This window comes from Streptomyces sp. ML-6, assembly GCF_030116705.1.
In the GTDB taxonomy this organism is placed as follows: domain Bacteria; phylum Actinomycetota; class Actinomycetes; order Streptomycetales; family Streptomycetaceae; genus Streptomyces.
Genome location: NZ_JAOTIK010000001.1, coordinates 5230567 through 5250301 on the forward strand (window position 1 = coordinate 5230567; position 19735 = coordinate 5250301).

The 19735-nt window shown below is 72.8% G+C and carries 14 protein-coding genes; 8 read left to right on the forward strand and 6 right to left on the reverse strand.

Features of this window, described 5'->3' with window-relative positions; all coding sequences use genetic code 11:
• The first annotated feature begins 244 nt into the window (after positions 1-244).
• The 5 genes from OCT49_RS23320 to OCT49_RS23340 all read left to right on the forward strand — a co-directional run bounded on the left by OCT49_RS23320 (position 245) and on the right by OCT49_RS23340 (position 6617).
• Positions 245-1267, forward strand: a complete 1023-nt coding sequence (locus OCT49_RS23320) for a polyprenyl synthetase family protein (protein ID WP_283853786.1) — start codon at positions 245-247, stop codon at positions 1265-1267.
• Positions 1268-1296: 29 nt separating this feature from the next.
• Complete coding sequence (locus OCT49_RS23325) at positions 1297-2859, forward strand: acyl-CoA carboxylase subunit beta (RefSeq protein WP_283853787.1); 1563 nt, start codon at positions 1297-1299, stop codon at positions 2857-2859.
• A 69-nt stretch (positions 2860-2928) separates the two neighbouring features.
• Positions 2929-3141 (forward strand): acyl-CoA carboxylase subunit epsilon, encoded by a 213-nt coding sequence (locus OCT49_RS23330; protein WP_283853788.1) that lies wholly within the window; start codon positions 2929-2931, stop codon positions 3139-3141.
• A 326-nt stretch (positions 3142-3467) separates the two neighbouring features.
• The gene (locus OCT49_RS23335; protein WP_283853789.1) at positions 3468-3896 is read left to right on the forward strand and encodes an ATP-binding protein; all 429 of its coding nucleotides are present in this window, start codon (positions 3468-3470) and stop codon (positions 3894-3896) included.
• 192 nt (positions 3897-4088) lie between these two features.
• The gene (locus OCT49_RS23340; protein WP_283855909.1) at positions 4089-6617 is read left to right on the forward strand and encodes a SpoIIE family protein phosphatase; all 2529 of its coding nucleotides are present in this window, start codon (positions 4089-4091) and stop codon (positions 6615-6617) included.
• 248 nt (positions 6618-6865) lie between these two features.
• Here the strand turns inward: OCT49_RS23340 and OCT49_RS23345 are convergent, their stop codons facing one another.
• From OCT49_RS23345 to OCT49_RS23365, 5 genes are all read right to left on the reverse strand, one after another.
• The gene (locus tag OCT49_RS23345; protein ID WP_283855910.1) at positions 6866-8644 is read right to left on the reverse strand and encodes a TPM domain-containing protein; all 1779 of its coding nucleotides are present in this window, start codon (positions 8642-8644) and stop codon (positions 6866-6868) included.
• Between the two features lie 304 nt (positions 8645-8948).
• Positions 8949-10151: a glycoside hydrolase family 1 protein gene (locus OCT49_RS23350; protein ID WP_283853790.1), complete on the reverse strand. Its 1203-nt coding sequence runs from the start codon at positions 10149-10151 to the stop codon at positions 8949-8951.
• A gap of 111 nt (positions 10152-10262) precedes the next feature.
• A complete protein-coding gene (locus OCT49_RS23355) occupies positions 10263-11150 on the reverse strand; it encodes a carbohydrate ABC transporter permease (RefSeq protein ID WP_283853791.1) in 888 nt (295 codons plus the stop codon).
• Positions 11147-12139, reverse strand: coding sequence for a carbohydrate ABC transporter permease (locus tag OCT49_RS23360; RefSeq protein WP_283853792.1), 993 nt, complete (start codon positions 12137-12139; stop codon positions 11147-11149). The genes OCT49_RS23355 and OCT49_RS23360 overlap by 4 nt, the downstream gene beginning before the upstream one ends.
• 5 nt (positions 12140-12144) lie before the next feature.
• Positions 12145-13395 (reverse strand): sugar ABC transporter substrate-binding protein, encoded by a 1251-nt coding sequence (locus OCT49_RS23365; RefSeq protein ID WP_283853793.1) that lies wholly within the window; start codon positions 13393-13395, stop codon positions 12145-12147.
• 247 nt (positions 13396-13642) lie between these two features.
• Here OCT49_RS23365 and OCT49_RS23370 point away from each other — a divergent pair, with 247 nt between their 5' ends.
• A complete protein-coding gene (locus OCT49_RS23370) occupies positions 13643-14635 on the forward strand; it encodes an acetylxylan esterase (protein WP_283853794.1) in 993 nt (330 codons plus the stop codon).
• A 147-nt stretch (positions 14636-14782) separates the two neighbouring features.
• Here the strand turns inward: OCT49_RS23370 and OCT49_RS23375 are convergent, their stop codons facing one another.
• Positions 14783-15838, reverse strand: a complete 1056-nt coding sequence (locus OCT49_RS23375) for a LacI family DNA-binding transcriptional regulator (protein WP_283853795.1) — start codon at positions 15836-15838, stop codon at positions 14783-14785.
• A 283-nt stretch (positions 15839-16121) separates the two neighbouring features.
• Here OCT49_RS23375 and OCT49_RS23380 point away from each other — a divergent pair, with 283 nt between their 5' ends.
• Positions 16122-16493 carry a hypothetical protein gene (locus OCT49_RS23380; RefSeq protein ID WP_283853796.1) on the forward strand — a complete coding sequence of 124 codons (372 nt, stop codon included), beginning with the start codon at positions 16122-16124 and terminating at the stop codon, positions 16491-16493.
• A gap of 302 nt (positions 16494-16795) precedes the next feature.
• Positions 16796-19195, forward strand: coding sequence for an ABC transporter family substrate-binding protein (locus tag OCT49_RS23385; protein WP_283853797.1), 2400 nt, complete (start codon positions 16796-16798; stop codon positions 19193-19195).
• Positions 19196-19735: the final 540 nt, after the last annotated feature.

A 19735-nucleotide genomic window follows, 5' to 3' on the forward strand; every position in this document is an offset into this window, starting at 1 on the left:
GACGTTCCCCGCCTCCTGCCGCCCGGATACATGTGGCAGCAACCTGCCGCATGAATCCGGCACCTGCGGGAGGAGCATCCCTGCGCACACCGGCGGAAGCGGTGTGGCAGGAAGATGACAGGGTGTGCATCAAGCGGCCAGCGGTGTTGCCGGGGCCGGAGCGGGAATCGGATGCTCGTGCGATGAACCCGCACTCCTGCTCGTACCGGTCCGTGGTCGTCCGTCCGACGGGCGCGGTGAGGGCATGACCGTCACGGTGCCGGCGGGATCCGAAATGCTCGCCCACCTCGCCCTCGGCGAGCCGGAGTTCGAGAACAGGATCACCGAGTCGCTGGCCGCCGCCGAGAAGCGGCTGCTGGACTGCGTGTCGAGCGCTCCCGACCCGAGGGTCGCCGCGCTCACGAGCCATCTCGCCGCCGCGGGCGGCAAGCGGCTGAGGCCGTTGCTGGTGCTGCTCGGCGCCGAGTTCGGCGAACCGTTCCGCGACGGGGTCACCGAGGCCGCCGTCATAGCCGAACTCGTCCACATCTCCTCGCTCTACCACGACGACGTGATGGACGGGGCGACGATGCGGCACGGCGTGGACAGCGTCAACGCGCGCTGGGGCGAACGGCTCGCGGTGGCCGGCGGGAACTGGCTGCTCGCCCGCGCGGCCCGGCTCGCCTCCGAACTGGGGCCGGAGGCCGTGCGCTTCAACGCCGAGGTCGCGAGCCGGCTGGTCGCGGGACAGCTGGGGGAGTTGACCGGGCCCGCCCCGGACGAGGACCCGGTCGAGCACTTCTTCGAGGTGACCGAGGGCAAGACCGCCGCACTGTTCTCCATGGCGACGGCGATCGGCGGGCTCCAGGCCGGGGCCCCGGACGGGTTCGTGCGCGCCCTCGCGGAGTACGGCAACCAGCTCGGCGTCGCGTTCCAGATATCCGACGACCTGCTCGATCTGGCCGCCCCCGCCGCCCTCACCGGCAAGGAACAGGGCAAGGACCTCGTGGCGGGCGTGCCCAGCCTGCCGGTGCTCCTGGCCCTGGCGGACGCCAGCCCGGACGGCGCCGAGCTGCGGGCGCTGCTGGCGGACGGCCCGGTCGAGGAGGACGGGGCCAGACGGCGCGCCCTGGAGCTCTTCGGGTCCTCCTCCGCGCCCGCCCGGGCGCGCGACCTCCTGCACCGGCGACTGGATCTGGCCAGGGCGGCGCTGGAGTCGCTGCCGCAGTGCCCGTCCCGCCGGGCGCTCGACGCGCTGTGCGGTTACGTGGCCCTGCGCACCGGCTGAACAGGGCAGAGACGACAAAGGAGTTGGTCATGCCGCAGGACACCGCTGCCCCTTTCGACCGCGTCGGCGAACTCGCCGCCATCCGCGAAGAGGTGCTCCGCGGCCCCGACCGGGCGACCGAGGCGCAGCATGCGAAGGGGAAGCTGACGGCGCGTGAGCGGATCGGTCTGCTGCTGGATGCGGGTTCGTTCCGTGAGGTCGAGCAGTTGCGTCGGCACCGGGCGTCGGGGTTCGGTCTGGAGGAGAAGAAGCCGTACACCGACGGGGTGGTCACCGGGTGGGGGACGGTGGAGGGGCGTACGGTCTTCGTGTACGCGCATGATTTCCGGATCTTCGGGGGTGCGCTGGGGGAGGCGCACGCGACGAAGATCCATAAGGTCATGGACATGGCGATCGCGGCGGGTGCGCCGCTGGTGTCGCTGAACGACGGGGCCGGGGCCCGTATCCAGGAGGGTGTCTCGGCGCTGGCCGGCTACGGCGGGATCTTCCAGCGCAACACGAGGGCCTCGGGCGTGATCCCGCAGATCAGCGTGATGCTCGGCCCGTGCGCCGGCGGCGCCGCCTACAGCCCCGCGCTGACGGATTTCGTGTTCATGGTCCGCGACACCTCGCAGATGTTCATCACCGGCCCGGACGTCGTCAAGGCCGTCACCGGCGAGGAGATCACCCAGAACGGCCTGGGCGGCGCCGACGTCCACGCCGAGACGTCGGGGGTGGCGCACTTCGCCTACGACGACGAGGAGACCTGCATCGCCGAGGTCCGCTACCTCCTGGGCCTGCTCCCCTCCAACAACCGCGAGAACCCGCCCGCCGTCCCCGGCACCGACCCGGCCGGCCGGCGCAACGAGAAGCTTCTGGAGCTGGTCCCGGCCGACGGCAACCGCCCCTACGACATGCGGGCCGTGATCGAGGAGATCGTCGACGACGGCGAGCACATGGAGGTCCACGAACGCTGGGCGACCAGTGTCGTGTGCACCCTGGCCCGGCTGGACGGGAAGGCCGTCGGGATCGTGGCCAGCCAGCCGCAGTCCCTGGCCGGTGTCCTGGACATCCACTCCTCGGAGAAGGCCGCCCGCTTCGTCCAGTTCTGCGACGCGTTCAACGTCCCCCTGGTCACCCTCGTCGACGTCCCCGGCTTCCTGCCGGGCGTGGACCAGGAGCACGGCGGCATCATCCGGCACGGCGCGAAACTGCTGTACGCGTACTGCAACGCCACCGTCCCGCGGGTCCAGGTCATCCTGCGCAAGGCGTACGGCGGCGCCTACATCGTGATGGACTCCCGCTCCATCGGGGCCGACCTGTCCTTCGCCTGGCCTTCGAACGAGATCGCGGTGATGGGCGCGGAGGGCGCGGCCAACGTGGTCTTCCGCCGGCAGATCGCGGCGTCCGACGACCCGGAGACCACCCGCGGCCTGCTGGTCAAGGAGTACAGGGCCGAGCTGATGCACCCCTACTACGCGGCCGAACGCGGCCTGGTCGACGACGTCATCGACCCCGCCGAGACCCGCGAGGTCCTGATCGCCTCGCTCGCCATGCTCCGCAACAAGCACGCCGAACTGCCCTCCCGCAAACACGGCAACCCGCCGGCCTGAGGGCCCGTCGGGTGACCGCCCGGCGGCCCCGCGTTGGCCGGGCACCACGAGACAGCGAGTGGAGGAAGCATGACGAACGCTCCGCAGGCCCCGCGGGGGTCCGCACCGGTGAAGGTCGTCAGCGGTACGCCCACGCCCGAGGAACTCGCCGCCGTCACGGTGGTCCTCACCGCCCTCCAGGGTGGCGAGGGCGGGGCCCCGGCACCGGGGCCGACCGCCGCGACCTGGAGACATGCCGGGAGCCGGGGCCTCCCGCTGGCCTCCTGGATGACCCCGAAGTAGCCGGGCCCCAAGGGTCCGGCGATGGCGGGAACGTGGCGGTGGAACCCGCGTGCGCCGGAGTGCGACGGTGCGCCCGGGGTGCTCGGGGTTGGGCGCGAGAACAGGGCGTACGGGGGCGCCGAGCAGGTGGTTGACCGAGGCAAGCGCCCTCCCGGCGGCGCGCGCCGGACGCTCGTGCGCCCCCATCACGGTGTCCACCCGTTCGTGCGCGCGGTCATACACCCGTACGCCCCACGTGTCGATGCGGACGATAGTTCACCCCGATTATCGGGTATGTGCTGATTAGTCCTCGCAGGCGAGGCCTTCTCCTCTGCTGGTCTTGGGAAGTGATCGGCGTGATCGACACCGCAGGCGACAGCGCCGAGTGGACCTTCCCGGCTGTGCCGGGCGCCGTTCGGTCCGCACGCCACGCGGTTCACGAGGCACTGCGCGCCTGGGGGCTCGACGCCGGGCTCACCGATGTGACGGTTCTGCTGGTCAGCGAGTTGGTGACCAACTCCATGCGGTATACATCGGGTCCCATCGGCGTACGGTTGCTGAGGCCCGACCCCGACGGCGGCGGACCCGCCGCCCGGCCCGGACTGCTGGTGGAGGTATCCGATCCGCTTCCGGATCCGCCCACCGCGCGCGCGGCCGGACCCGACGACGAGGGCGGCAGAGGACTGCAGCTCGTGGCCCGCACGGCACGGAGCTGGGGGACCAGACCGGGAAAGACCGGCAAGACGGTGTGGTTCGAGCTGGCCCTGCCTGGTTAGGAGTGGGGTGGGACGCACAGCGATCACGGAGGTCCGAAGGAACCTGGACGAAAGGGACTGAGACCGTGCTGTGATCGTGAACGCCGTGTCGGAAGAGGCCGTAGTGCTGAATACTGCGGGCAGGACCGGTCCGGTGTGTGAGCTGGAGGGGACGGTCGCGTGAGCGAAATACCTGAGACGGCGGGCGATGTCATGTGGCAGACAAGCCCGCCCGGCTCGATCTACGACTACATCAGGGTCGCCTCCTTCTCGATCGGCCCCGACGGCCTGATCGAGCAGTGGAGCCGCCGGGCCGCCGGCCTCTTCGGCATCGGCGCGGACAAGGCCGTGGGCATGGACCCGGTCGAGGCGTTCCTGCCCGACGGGCTGCGCGCCGACGGCCGGCGCCGGATCGACGAGATTCTCGACGGCCGGGAGTGGACGGGCCTCGTCCCCTTCCGGATGCCGGACGAGGACACCGTGCACGGCCTCGCCGAGATCTATGTGATGCCGAGCGAGACGGAACACGGGGACCGGGCCGCGATCTGCATCGTCGTGGACGTCCGGGCCCTGCGCCGCATCGAGACGGACCTCGCCGCCTCACAGGCCATATTCGGCCAGTCCCCCTTCGGTTTCGTGCTGTTCGGCACCGACCTCACGGTGATCCGGGCCAACCAGCGCTTCGCCACCGTCTTCGGCGGCCGGGCCGACGACCACCGCGGCCGCACCGTCGAGGACTACCTCCCCCGCCCCGAGGCCGACCGGCTCACCGCCAGCCTCGAACGCGTCCTGGCGACCGGCACGTCCGTCACCGACCTCCAGCTCGTCGGCACCGCCCCCGGCGAACCCGGCAGCCGGTACTGGTCCGTGAACCTCTACCGGGTGCACAGCGGATCCGGCCGCCCCGTCGGCATCGCCGGACTGGCAACCGACGTCACCCGCAGGCACATCGCCGCCCGCGAGGCCGCCCGCGCCCGCCGCAACCTCGCCCTGCTCAACGAGGCCAGCGCCCGCATCGGCAACTCCCTCGACCTGGAGACCACCGCCCGCGAACTCCTCGACGTCGCCGTGCCCGGCTTCTGCGACCTCGCCTCCGTCGACCTGTACCAGGGGCTGCTCACCGGCGACGACGCCCCGCCCGGCAGCTGGGACTCGCTCCGTCAGGAATCCGTCGGCGGCTCCGCGGAGCTGCGCCGGGTCGCCCTGGCCAGCGCCGTGTCGGACGCCCTGCCGGAGGCCGACGCCGCCGACGGGCCCGCGCTCGGCGCCGTGCACCGCTTCTCGTTCAACTCGCCCTGCGCCATCGCCCTGCGCACCGGCCGCGTCGAGGACGTCCCCGGCGACGACCGGGGCTTCGTGCAGTCCACGCTCGCCGTGCCGATGGTCGCCCACGACACGGTGGTCGGCCTGGTGCGGTTCTCCCGCACCAAGGGCAGCGAGCCCTTCGGCGAACGGGACCGCGCGCTGGCCACCGAACTCGCCGCCCGCGCCGCGGTCTGCATCGACAACGCCCGCCTCTACCGGCGCGAGCACGAACGGGCGCTGATCCTCCAGCGCAGCCTGCTGCCCCCCGGCGACCCGGTGGCCGCCGGACTCGACATCGCCTGCCGCTACCTCCCCGGGAACACGGCCACCGAGGTGGGCGGCGACTGGTTCGACGTCATCGAACTCCCCGGCCACCGCACCGCCCTCGTCGTCGGCGACGTCATGGGCCGCGGACTGCGGGCCGCCGTGGCGATGGGCGAACTGCGCACCGCCGTAAGGACCCTGGCCCTGCTGGACCTGGAACCCGCCGAGGTGCTCTCCGCCCTCGACGAGGTCGCCCGCGGACTGGGCACCTCCGGCGGCTCCGGCCCCTCCCGCGGCGGTTCCCAGTGGCCCTCCCGGGCCGCCCACAAGTCCCGCGAGGCGGACCTCTCCGAGGTCTACCTGGCGACCTGTGTGTACGCGGTCTACGACCCGGTCACCCGGCAGTGCACCTTCGCCAACGCCGGTCATCTCCCGCCCGCCGTGGCCGAACCCGGCGAACCCGCCATGCTGCTCGACGTACCCCCCGGGATGCCGCTCGGCGTCGGCGGCGAACCCTTCGAGGAGGTCGAGGTCGAGCTGAAGGAGGGCTCCCTGCTCGCCCTCTACACCGACGGCCTCGTGGAATCCCGCCACCACCCGCTCGACGAAGGGCTGGACGCACTGCGCGGAGCGCTCGTGGAACCCGAGCGGCCCGTCGAGGACGTCTGCGACCGGGTGCTGTCCACCCTCGACACCCGGCACGGCGAGGACGACATCGCCCTGCTGGTGGCCCGGGTCCAGGGGCTGCCGGACGACGCGGTCGGCGACTGGGTGCTGCCCCGCGAACCCCGTTCCGTCGGCCGCGCCCGCGAACTGGCCCGGGGCCGGCTCCTCGCCTGGGACCTGGACGAACTGGTCGACACCACCGAACTGCTGGTCAGCGAGCTGGTCACCAACGCCCTGCGGTACGGCGAGGGCGAGATCAGGCTCCGGCTGCTGCGCGACCGCACCCTGGTGTGCGAGGTGTGGGACGCGGGCCTGGTCCAGCCGCGCCGCCGACGGGCCCGCGACACGGACGAGGGCGGTCGCGGCCTCCAGCTGGTGGGGCTGATGAGCGTGGCCTGGGGCTCGCGGCGGACCCCGCGCGGCAAGACCGTCTGGTTCGAACTGGCCCTGCCCGACGGGGAACCGCCCGCCGAACTCTCGGTGGAGCAGCTGCTGAGCATGTACTGAGACGGCCGCGCCGGGCCCGTCGGGCCGGCCGGTTGGCGGGCGGTTGCTTCCGCCCCGGCCCCGGCCGCCCTCGGCTCGTCGCCCCGCTCCCGGGCCGCGGCCACGTCCTCCCGGTGGCCCTGCTCCATCAGCCGCAGAGCGCCGAGGGACGTGGCGCCTCTCCTCGGTACGGGCACGGGCAACGGGTAGGTGTACGTGTACGTGTCGCGGGTGCGCGGACCCCGGGCGGGACCGTCCGGCCCGGCAGATCAGAAGCGGCCCCCGCCGCGCCGCTCCCGCGTGCCCCCGCCGCCGAAGCTGCCGGGCACGCCGCCCTGGTGCCTGCCGCCCTCGTGTCCGTCGCCCTCGTCCCCGTCGCCCTCGTGCCGGTCGCCCCCGGGGCCGCCGAGGATGATCCCGCCGAGCACCGCGCCGCCGAGCCCGTCATCCGTCCCCCGCGCACCGCCCGCCGCGCCGCCACCGCCGTACGACCGCACGTCCTGCTCCGCCAGGCTCGACGCCTCCACGGCCAGCGCGTCCGCCTGCCGGACCTGGGCCAGCGCCCCCTGCGGATCGCCCGCCCCGGCCAGTTCGAGGGACCGGTCGAGCCGGCGCTGCGCCTCCGCCAGCCGGGTCCTGGCCGGGCTGCCCACCGCACCGCGGTTCGTGGCGACGAGGTCGTCGGCGGCGGCGATCGCCGAACGCGCGGTGAGCGTCGTGCGGTCGAGCAGGGAACGGGCCCGCTCCCCGTCCCTCGCCGACACCTCGTCGAGCGCCGCGTCCGCCTCCTCCACCCTGCGCAACGCGTCGAGCGGGTCGTACGGCCCGGCCCGCAGCTCCTCCCGCACCCCGTCGAGCACCGAACGGGCGCGGGCGATCCGGTTCCGCAGGTCCCCGCTCGGCCCGCCCGCCCCGGTGTCCTCCAGCAGCCCGCCCGCGTCGGCCGGATCGCTCTCCGCCCCGGCGAGCGCCCCGGCCAGCCGCTCGTCCGCCTCCGCGAGCTCCCGGCCCCGCCGGTCCACCGCGTCGACGAGGGTGGCCGCCTGGTCCACGGCGCCCTCGGCGGCCCGGATGTACCCGGCCGCCGCGGAACCGTCCCCCTCGTCCACCGCCTGCCGGGCCCGGTTGAGCCCGGCCGTGGCGAACAGCAGCCGCTCCTTGGCCTGCTCGACGGCGCCGGCGACCGCCGCGGACGCCGAGGGCGCGTACCGTCCGCGCATCGCGGCCAGGGCCGCCCCGGCCGCGGGGACCCGTCCGGCGAGCGCGCGGAACGCCTCCTCGACCGGGGCCAGGGCCCCCGACGCGTCGCGCTCCAGGGCCCGCAGCCGGTCGAAGTCACCGGACACGGCGTCGAGCCGGGCGTCCGCGTCCGCGCAGCGGCGGACGATCTCGTCCAGCATCCGGCGCCGGGCCGCGTCGTCCTCGGGAACGCCGTCGTCCCACTGCTGCCGCAACCGGAACGCGGTCCTCAGCTCGCCCTTCGCCCCCTCGAGCGCCGCCGCGAAGGGTGCGGTGGCCTCCTCGCCGAACCGGGCGGTGGCGAAGCCCAGTTCCTCCTCGCTGGTGCGCACCGCGTCGTCGGTCCCCACCAGCGCCTCCTTCGCCCGCGCGTCGAGCCGCTCCAGCGGGACGGGCGGCGGCTGCGGCGGGCCGCTCCGGCCCCAGCCCCGCGCGGCGGGCGTGGTGCGGGTCGTGGCGCGCCGGCTGCGGCGGACGTACGCGTAACCGGCGACCGCCGCCGCCCCGCCGAGGACGACCACCGGCAGGATCAGGTCCTTGGCGTCCGTCCCGTCGCCACCGGGGCCGGGGTCGCCGGGGGTGGGGGCCGGGGCGGGCACGGGCCTGCCCGTCGGCACCGCCTCCGCCTGCTCCCCGTGGTCGCCCGGTGCCCCAGCCCGGTCGGTGATCCGCCCGTCCCGGGACAGCATGACGGGATCGTCGGCGTGCGCGGCCGGCAGCACGGGGAGGGCCAGCCAGCACACCGCCGACAGCACGGCGAGAAGGGCCCGGCCCGGCGGGGAGAACCGGGGGCGGCCCACGAGCGGCATCACCTTTGCGAGGCTATGTCCGTCCCGTGCCCCCCGCGACCCGGCCGGTGCGGCTGAGGGGGCCCCGAGCCCACCGAGGGGTGCCGGGCGCCGCCCGTGAACGGGGCTGGACACGGGCGGCGCCACGGGCGGGCGCGGGGCCCGTCCGGCGCGGGGGCGGTGCGGACGGGCCCCGGCGGTACGGGAACCGGCGATCCGTCAGGTGTCGCCGGCCCCGTACGGGCGGGAGCCGTCAGGTGGCTCCCGGTCGGGGTGGGCCGGGAGGGCCCGGCCCGTGGAGCCGGAGCGGCTCCGGGGGCCGGCGTCAGCCGGCGGTGCGCGGCAGCGCGCGGGTGCGGCCCATCCCGCCCAGCCAGGAGGCGGACGGCTTGGGCAGCCGCTCGAAGGTCTCCGGGTTCCAGCCGATCAGGCCGAAGGTGGGCTTGTAGGAGCCCCACTCGTAGTTGTCGAGGGCGCTCCAGGCCAGGTAGCCCCGGACGTTCAGACCGTCCTCGATGGCGTGGGCGACCTCGTTCAGCGCGCCGGTGTAGTAGTCGATCCGGCGCTGGTCGTCGTCGGTCGCGATGCCGTTCTCGGTCACGATCAGCGGGATGCCGTTGCCGGCCACCTCGGCGGTGTGGCGCAGCGCGTGGCCGACGGCGGAGGGGTAGTACTCCCACTGCGTGAGGGTGCGCTCGGCGTCCTCGGGCGTCGGTATCGGACCCTCGGGGCCGATCCTGGTCCGGGTGTAGGACTGCACGCCGATCCAGTCGTCGCCGCGGGCGGCCTCGATGAAGACGTCCTCGCGGGGGTGCCGGTAGGCCGCGGTGACCTCCTCGGCGCCGGGCAGGGCCTGGTAGACCTGGTTGGCGATGGTCCAGCCGACCTTGATGTCCGGGTTGATCGCCCGGACCGCCTCGACGGCCGCGTGGTGCGCGGCGATGACGGCCCCGGTGGTCTCGTCGTCGGGGGTCGGCAGGCCGGCGGGCGGGAAGCTGTTGTCGCCCCGCTTGGCCTGGCCGGCCATCACGGCGATCATGTTCGGCTCGTTGATGGTGCAGACGTACTCGACGCCCTCGGAGATCACCGGCGCGCAGGCCGCGACGTAACGGGCGAACAGCTCGGTGGCGCCCTCGGCGGTCCAGCCGCCGCGCGCCTCGAACCACTGCGGCACGGTGAAGTGGTGCAGGGTGATCATGGGGCGCAGGCCGCGCTCGATCGCGCCCTCGACCATGCGGCGGTAGTGGGCCAGCTCGGCCCGGGAGAAGGTGCCCTCGACGGGCTCGATGCGGGCCCACTCGATGGAGAACCGGTAGTCCGTGAAGCCCAGCCGGGCCAGCACGTCCATGTCCTCGCGCCAGCGGTGGTAGCTGTCGCAGGCGTCCAGGCTGGGCTCCTGGATGTGGGTGCCCGGGGTGTGCTCCTTGACCCACCAGTCGCAGTTGGTGTTGTTGCCCTCGATCTGGTGCGCGGCGGTGGAGGCGCCCCACAGGAAGCCTTCGGGGAACGGGACCTGGGTGTGAGTCATCGCGAAATGTCTTTCTGGTGCGTGAAGGGGTGTGACCGGGCGGATGGGGGCGCGCGGCCTCGTACGTTTCGGGGGGCGGCCGGGGAAGGGCCCGGCCGCCCGGGGCGGGGGCTACTTCATGCCCGCCGTGGCGATGCCCTGGGTGAAGTGGCGCTGGAGCGCGATGAAGACGACCAGGACCGGCAGCACGATCAGGAAGGCCCCGGCCATCAGCATGCCGTTGGACCCGCCCGCCTTGTTGGGGTCGGTGGCGAAGGTGGCCAGTGCGACCGGAAGGGTGTACTTGTCGGGGTCGTTGGTCGCGATGAGCGGCCAGACGAAGTTGTTCCAGGAGCCCAGGAAGGTGAAGATCGAGAGCGTCGCCAGTGCGGGCTTCACCAGCGGCATCACGATGCGCCAGAAGATGTACCACTCGCCGGCGCCGTCCATCCGGGCCGCCTCCAGCAGCTCGTCCGGGATCGACTGCATGAACTGCCGCATCAGGAAGACCCCGAAGGCGCCGGCCGCGAACGGCAGCACCAGACCGGCGTACGAGTCGATCAGCTGCAACTTGCTCATCAGCACGAACAGCGGCAGCAGCATCAGGTTGCCGGGCACCATCAGCGCGCCCAGGACCAGCCCGAAGATCTTGTTGCGGCCGGCGAAGTTCAGCTTGGCCAGGGCGTAGCCGAGCATCGAGCAGAACACCAGGTTCGAGACGGTCACCAGCACCGCCACGATCACCGAGTTCATGAAGTACAGCGGCAGGTCGAGCTTGTCGAGCAGGTTCCGGAAGTTCTCCAGGGTCCACTCGGTCGGGAGCCACACGGGCGGGCTGGCCGACAGGTCCGTCTGCGTCTTGAAGGCGGAGACCGCCATCCACAGGAACGGCGCCGACATGACCAGCAGGCCGAGCGAGAGCAGGACGTAGACCAGGACGCGCTTGGCTCCGCCGCCGGACCGCGGGGACTTCTTCACGGGCGCCGTCGGGACGGCGCCGGGTGCACGGGTGGCGCTCATTTCGTGTTGTCCTTCAGCAGTCGGAGCTGCAGCACCGTGATGCCCATGATCACTACGAAGAGGACATACGCCATGGCGCTCGCATAGCCCATGTGGAAGAAGTTGAAGCCCTCGCGGTACATGTTCAGCGAGACGGTGAGCGTGGAGTCCGAGGGGCCGCCCTGGGTCATCACGAACGGTTCCTCGAAGACGTTGAGGTAGCCGATGGTCGTGATCACCGTGGCGTAGAGCAGTGTGGGCCGCAGCAGCGGCACCGTGATGCCCTTGAACTCCTGCCAGGCGCCGGCCCCGTCCAGCCGGGCGGCCTCCCGCACCTCGGTGGGGATGGCCTGGAGGCCGGCGATGAAGAGCACCATGACCGTGCCGAGGTTGCGCCAGACCGCCATCGCGATCATCGAGGGCATGGCGAGCGTCTCGGACCCCAGGAAGTCGGGCGCGGTGAGGCCCACTTCGGAGAAGAGCCCCGCGATCAGCCCGTCGCTCGGGTCGAGCACGAACCGCCAGACGACGGCGACCGCGACGATGGTCGTGACCACCGGGGCGTAGAAGCCGACGCGGAAGAAGGTCCGTGCCCGGTCGATGCCGTTGTTCAGCAGCACGGCGACGACCAGGCCGAGACCGATCGTCAGCGGGACGCCGACCACCACGAAGTACGCCGTGTTGAACAGCGACTTGAGGAACTTCTCGTCGCCGAAGAGCTTGACGTAGTTGTCGAAGCCGATGAACTCCGCGTCCAGCGGGTGCGTGACGTTGCGCAGCCCGAAGTCGGTGAAGCTCATCACCAGCGTCGCGATGATCGGGAACGCCATGAAGACGAGGAAGAGCACGAGGAACGGGGTGGAGAACAGCCAGCCGGCCAGGTTCTGCACGCCCATCGAGCGCTTCCGGCCGCCTCCCCGGCCGGCGGGCCCGCCGGCCGGGGACGTGGAGGCCCCCGGTCCGGCCTGCGCCTTGGCCGACTCCGCGGCCCTTGAGGTCATGGTGCGCATGACTCCTACTTCACGAGGCCTTCGATTTCGGACTGCGCGGTCTTGAGCGCGTCCTCGGCGGACGCCTTGCCCTGGGTCACCTTCGCGATGGCCTGGTCGACCTTGTCCGTGATCTCCGTCCAGTTGGACAGCGACGGCGAGGACTTGGCGGTGTCCATCTGCTTCTTGAAGACCTGGAGGTTGGTGTCGTCGGCGAGGTCGCCGGAGGCCCAGGCGGCGGTGTTGGCCGGCAGGTCCTTGGTGCGCTCGTACCAGTCGGCCTGGCCCTTGGTGTCGGTCAGGTACTTGATGAACTCCTTGGCGGCGGCCTTGTGCTCGCTGTCCTTGGAGATCACCAGGGAGGAGCCGCCGGCCATGGAGACCGAGGACTTGTCGGCGGGCACGTTGGCCACCGCCCACTTGCCCTTGATCTGCGGCTGACCCTCGTTCAGCAGGGTGACGTGCCAGGGGCCGCCGAAGAACATCGGGACGCGGCCGTTGCCGAAGTCCTTCACCACGTCGTAGCCGGGCTGCACCGACTTGTTGGACAGGCCCTTGTCGAAGTACGAGCCGTACTCCTCGAGCGCCTTGACGGCCTCGGGGCTGTCGATGACGGCCTCGCCCTTGTCGTTGACGATCTCGCCGCCGGCCGAGTAGAGGAAGGAGTAGAAGTTCTGCACCGTGTCCAGGCCGCTGGGCTGGATGGACAGGCCCCACTTGGTCCCGGCCTTCTTCTGGTAGGCCGTGGCGAGGTCCTGCATCTCCTTCCAGTTGCTCGGAGCCTCGGTGACGCCGGCCTTCTCGGCCAGGTCGGTGCGGTAGTAGAGGACGCGGGTGTCGACGTACCACGGCACGCCGTACGCCTGGCCGTCCACCTCGCCCTGGCTCCAGCCGGCGGGGAAGTAGTCCTTCTTGTCGAAGGTCTTGGTGTCGACCGGCTCCAGCACCCCCAGCTCGGCGAACTCGCCCATGTAGCTGCCGCCCATCTGCGCCACGTCCGGCAGGGTGCCGGCGGCGGCCGCGGAGACCAGCTTCTGGTGGGCGACGTCCCAGCCGACCGGGGTCACCTTGACGGTGATGTTCGGGTTGGCCTTCGTGTACTCCTCGGCCACATCCGTGAGCTTCTCGCCCTCGGCCCCCATGGCCCAGACGGTGATCGTCTGCTTCTCGTCCGCGGCGACGTCGTCGCCACCGGAGCTGCCGCACGCGGTGATACCGAAGGTGAGCGCGACTGCGGTGGCGATGCCGACCGTGGCGTTTCTGGCGGTGCGGGACATGGAGGGCTCCTCCTTGAGCAATCCTGATGTATGCGCTGCCTGTAAGCGCATACATCACTCTGCGACAGGAATCCGGGAATCCGCAAGAGGGTGCTGGGTCACACTCGTGCAACGTGCTGGACACCTGAATGTTCAACTTGGCACGGTAAGTGTGCCATTTGCGAAATAGTGGCTGTTGTGACCGATTCCGCAGGATCGTGCGACGGTGCCCCGAGGCCCGCGGGGGCGGGGCGCTACTGTCGCGACCATGGCTTCGTTCGAACATGACTTCCCCTTCGACCCGACCCACGGGCACACCCTCGACGACCTGCTGCGGATATCCGCGCCCGACGCCGCCCCGGCCGACTTCGCCGACTTCTGGCGGGGCCGGTACGAGGAGGCGCGCAAGGTCGACACCGAGCCGGAACTCGGCCCGCCGGAGGACGAGCGCGACGGCGTGCGGATCCACGGCGTGACCTTCACCTCGGTGGGCGGGGTGCGGCTCGGCGGCTGGGTGGCGCTGCCCGACACGGGGACGGCGGAGCACGGCTTCGTCATCGGGCACGGCTACGGCGGCCGGGAGGCGGCGGGCCCCGACGTACCGCTGCCGCTGCCCCGGTCCGCGGCGATCCTGCCGTGCGTGCGGGGCATGGTCTCGCGCGGCCTGCTGCCGGGCGTGCCGACCGTTTCCAGCGCGCACGTGCTGCACGGCATCGAGTCGCGCGACACCTATGTCATCGGCGACTGCGTGGCGGACCTGTGGTGCGCGGCCTCGGCCCTGCACGAGCTGGTGCCGGAGCTGGCGCCCGGCACGGGTGCCCCGCTGCTCGGATACCTGGGGGAGAGCTTCGGCGGCGGGCTCGGCGCGCTGGCGGTGCCCTGGGACGACCGGTTCGGGGCGGCGCAGCTGACCGTGCCGACCTTCGGGAACCACCCGCTCCGGCTCACCCTGCAGTGCACCGGCAGCGGCGAGGCGGTGCGCGGGTACCACCGGGACCGCCCCGAGGCCACCGAGGTCCTGCGGTACTTCGACGCCGCCACGGCCGCGACGTGGCTGAAGCAGCCCACGCTGGTGGCCGCGGCGCTCTTCGACCCGTCGGTGCCGCCGCCGGGGCAGTTCGCCGTGCACAACGCGCTGGCCGGCGAGAGCGAGCTCCAGGTGCTGAGCGCGGGCCACTTCGAGCACGAGGGTCTGGCGGCGGAGACGGCGGAGCTCAGGGCGGCCCGCAAGTGGTTCTTCGGGGAGCGGCTGGGACGCTGACCCGGGCGGTGCGAGTGGTGTGAGCGGTACGGGGCGGGTGGTGCGAGTGGTACGGGCGTGCCGGCCGCATCGCCGGCCGGTCGGCCGGGTCGTCGTCCCGCCCCGCCGTCGCGGGGCGGCGGCCGCGGTCCGGCGTCCCCGGAGGTGTCAGCCGCAGCCGCAGCTGGCGCGGCGCACCGGGGTGACCGGGAGCATCAGCGACACCGGCTCCTTGCTGCTGTCGCCCAGCCGCTGCACCAGCAACTCGACGGCCTGCTCGCCGAGTTGACGGATCGGCTGGCGCACGGTCGTCAGCGGGGGCCGGACGATCCGGCTCAGCGGAATCCCGTCGAAGCCGGTCACCGCGATGTCCTCGGGCACCCGCACCCCGCGCCGCTCCAGGGCGCGCAGCGCGCCCACCGCCATCTGGTCGTTGGCGAAGAGCACCCCCTGCGGCCGTTCGCCGGGCCGGTCCAGCAGCGCCTCCGCGGCCCGGGCGCCCTCCGCCTGCGTCATCATCGCGGCCCGCAGGTCGGGGGCGTCCGGCACCGGGAGCCCGGCCTCGCCGCACGCCTGCCGGAAGCCGAGGAACCGGGCCTCGGCGTCCGGCGAATCGACCTCGCCGCCGACGAAGGCCAGTCTGCGCAGCCCGTGGTCCTCGATCAGGTGGCGGGTCAGCTCGCGCTCGCCGTCGGCGTTGGCGACGACGATGTGGTCGAGGTGGTCGATCTCGCGGGGTCCGGCGAGCATCACCACCGGGAGCCGGCGCGAGATGACCTCCAGGTCCTCGGTCGGCACGGTCTGCGCCAGCACGGCGAAGCCGTCGACCCGGCCCGCGACCTTCGCGACCAGGCTCTCCGGCCCGCCCTCCAGGGAGGCGGCGATCAGCAGCGCGTAGCCGTGCCGGCGGGCGGCCCGCTCCATGCCCCGGATGATCTGGTCCGAGTAGAGCATCACCGCGTCGTCGGCGTCGCTGTCCGCCTCGGCGTCGGCCTCCGCGTCGGGGTCCGCGTAGTCGGGGAAGCAGAGGCCGAGCACGCCGGTGGTCCGGCTGGCCAGCCCCCGGGCGTTTCCGCTGGGCACGTAACCGAGCTGGCGGGCGGCCTCGAGGACCCGCTCACGGGTCTGGGCGCGCACCGAGTCGGGGGTGCGGTAGACCCGCGAGACCGTGGCAATGGAGACGCCGGACCGCTCGGCGACGTCGTACACCGTGGGGGCGCTCACTCGACCGACCGTCCGCTTCTTGTTCCGTGCCGAAGCACCTGATGCTGCATGTCCCGACCCTTTTCTGAAAGCGCATTCACCCTAGATTGCGGGCCGCGCGGCGGGCAAGGCGGTCGTGACCGAGTGCCTTGGTCGGCGGGTTTCGCCGACTGAGGCGCTCGGCGTGCCGGGTCTCCCCGGCCGGGGGAGCGGACGGGAAGCCATGGTGCGACGGCGTCCCGGCCCCTGGCGGTCAGCCGCGCCATGAGATCGTCCGTGGGTGATTGATGCTATTGATGGGGCAATGTCCTCGAGGCGGCCGGACGACCGCGCTGCGTCCGCCCTGCGCTTCACGACGGAACTCGTCGCGTGGGTGGCCACCCCCTGGGCCCTGGCCGGCCACTCATGGCTGCTTGCCGCCCTGTCCGTACTGATCCTGATCGGCCTTCCGACGTTGTTCTCCACTCCGGGGGACAAGGCCCACGTGATCATCGCGGTGCCGGGCCGGGTCACGATCCTGCTGGTGCTGCTCCAACTCGCTGCGGCCGTGGTCTTCTCGTGGCTGGCCTGGCCCTCCTGGGCGGCGGTCCCCGTGACCCTGCTGGCTGCCGCCACCCTTGTCACGGAGCGTCGACGCCGGCGGTGGCTGGTCTCCGCGAACCGACGCGCCGACTGAAGGCTCACTCGCCACCTGGAGCGCTCAGCGACAGCGGTCCGGGAGCGGGTGGGCGGGGCCGCCTGCGGCCGAGGGGGCACCCGGCCCCGATCCGTGAGCGGCCCCGCCCGATCCGTGGGCGGCCCCGCTCCTCCGCACGGGTGAGGTTGCGGGCTGCGGCGCCGTGTCTGCGCGGCCTCGCGCGCGGGGGCGCCTTCAGTGGAGGGGCGGAATCAGTGTGATCAGCTGCCTATGCAGCCAAACAATCACAATTCGGCCCACTCGGGTGCGGGTGAGCCGGGCCTGCCCCGGAGGTATCAGCCATGTCCCACGTCGGCGTCCCGCGCGGGACGGCCCGCAAGTGCCGCTCGCTCGCGCTCCTCACGACGGGGGTGCTGACGCTCCCCGTGCTGGCGGGCTGCACCTCCGACGACGGCGGCGCGGCCCTCGCCGCCGCCCAGGACGTCGCGGTCGCGGGCCGGAACACGGTTGCCGAGGGGGGCACCGTCCACTGGGCGATCGACGCCGTGCCCACCACGCTCAACGCCTTCCAGGCCGACGCCGACGCCGCCACCGCCCGGATCACCGAAGCCCTGCTGCCGCACCTCTTCCCGCTGGACGCCAGGGGCAGGCCGCAGCTCGACCCGGACTACCTGGAGTCCGCGAAGGTGATCGAGAACGAACCCCGGCAGGTGGTGCTCTACCGGCTCAACCAGCAGGCGGTGTGGAGCAACGGCCGGGAGATCGGGGCGCCCGACTTCGTCGCCCAGTGGCGGGCGCTGAGCGGCAAGGACTCGGTGTTCTGGACCGCCCGCAACGCGGGCTACGAGCGGATCGAGAAGATCGAGCGCGGCGCCGACGACCTGGAGGTGCGGGTCACCTTCGCCAAGCCGTACGCGGACTGGCGCTCGCTGTTCTCCCCGCTCTACCCCAAGGAGGTCACCGGTTCCCCGGACACCTTCAACGACGGGGCCCGCACCACGCTCGAGGCCACCTCGGGACCGTTCCGGCTGCGCGGCGTGGACAAGGCGAAGGGCGAGGTCACCCTGGTCCGCGACCCGCGCTGGTGGGGCGACCGGGCCAAGCTGGACGCGCTGGTCTTCAGGGCCGTGAAACCGCAGGACCGCACAAAGGCCCTGATCGAGGGGAAGGTGGACGTCGCCGACATCGACGCGGCGACGGCGGACCGGATCACCCGGGCCGCCGTCGACCGGGGCGCGGCCGGCCCGCTCGCCCACGGCCCCGGCGCCCCGGCGGGCCCGGCCGCGGCGCTGCGCTCCTGGGCCGTGGCGCACGGCTCCGACCAGAAGGCGGCGGCCGCCGCGCGGGCGGCCCGGGAGAAGGCCCGGGCCGCCGCCGAGACGTATGCCGTCGAGCAGCACGGGCTGGGCGCCTACGTGGTCCGCAAGTCGCTGGAGCCCGCCTACACCCAGCTCGCGCTGAACGGCGAGTCCGGGCCGCTCGCCGACGCCCGGGTGCGCCGCGCGGTCGCCCGCGCCCTGAACCGTCAGGAGATCGCCGAGGCCGTGCTCGCACCGCTCGGCCTGCCCGCCGAGCCGCTCGGCAGCCACCTCGCCCTGGCCGGACAGCCGGGGTACGAGGACGGCAGCGGCGCGCTCGGCGGCCATGACACCGAGGAGGCGCAGGCGCTGCTGGCCGACGCGGGCTGGACGCGGGAGGGCGCGCTCGACACCTCCGCCGGGACCAGGGCGGGCAGCGAGGCCGACAAGAAGCAGAAGGAGAAAGAGAAGGAGAAGCCTGCCGACGAGAAGCAGAAGCAGGCCCCGGGGAAGCCCGAGGAGCAGACGGAGAAGGCGGGGCCCGCCGAGGGGAAGAACGCCGCCGGGCGCGAGCCCGCCGCGGACGACGGCCTGTACATCGTCGGCGACGACGACAAGTCCGGTGACGACGGCAAGTCCGGCGACGGCCACAAATCCGGCGACGACGGCAAGTCCGGTGACGGCGACCCGGCGGGTGGCGACACCCACATCCTGGCCCCCGCCCCCGTGGGCGCGTTCCACAGCTCGACCCTGCTGCGGCAGGCCGGGTACCTGGCCCGGACCGGGACCTCCGAGGACCCTCCCGCCGAGGCCGCCGTCCGGGACCGGCGGCCGGGCGGTGCCACCGGTGCGTACGCCCCCGCGGGCACCGCGGCCCCCGCCCGAGCGTCCGGCGCGCACGGCGGCCCGCTCGGCAAGGACGGGGAGCCACTGACGCTGCGCTTCGTCCTGCCGTCAGGGCCGGGGGCGGAGCCGTTGCGCGGCGTCGGGGACAGGATCGCGGCGATGCTCGACGCGATCGGCGTCCGTACGGAGATCACCAAGGTCTCCGACGACAGCTACTTCCGGGACCACATCGCGTCCGGCGACTACGACCTGGCACTGTACTCCTGGCCCGCCACCGCCTACCCGGCCACCGACGACCGGCCGATCTACGCCAAGCCGGTGCCCGCCACCGACGGCTCGCTGCTGGTCGAGCAGAACTACACCCGCGTCGGCACGGACCACATCGACCAGCTCTTCGACCGGGCGGTCTCGGAACTGGACGAGGAGGCCGCCCGGGACCTGATGAAGCAGGCCGACGCCCGGATCTGGGCCGCCGCCGGGTCGATTCCGCTCTACCAGCGCCCGCAGCTCGTGGCGACCGATCGCGACCTGCTGAACGTGGGCGCCTTCGGCTTCGCCCCACCCCACTACCAGGACATCGGTTTCAAGAAACCGTAAGCCGCCAGGACTCCGGCCGGGAAGAAGAAGTAGCAGGTCAGGGCGGTTCCCAAAAGCTCAGAAATGGCTCAAATTCCTTGCCCGCCGGACTGCCCGGCGGGCAAGGTCGTATCCACCCGCCGACCCGGGTGGCCGCTCGCTCCCCCCACTTCTGAGGCCCCCCACCCCGGAGCCCATGAACTCCGGAGCCTCAGAATCTCCGTCCCGGAGCCCCACCTCCGAGACGTGCCGACCCCCGCCCGCTTCCGCCGCCGGGCGACCGTGGCCCGACCGGTCGATGACGATCGCCGGAACAGCCGGTCACGGAGGCGGAAACGCGAAGCGGGCCCGGATCGGCGCCGGACGGACCGGGGGGAGCGGGCGCATGACGTCCCTCGCTCACGCCCGCCGCCGCGGACGGTTCCGCGGTCCGCCACCGCAGGGGATTCCGCAGGCGATTCCGCAGGCCACCCGCCGCCCGCGGGCCCGCCGGGGAAGGGGGCCGGCGCCGTGTGCCCACCGGCCCGTACGGCCGTGCCCGGGCGTCCCGTCCGCGGGGCC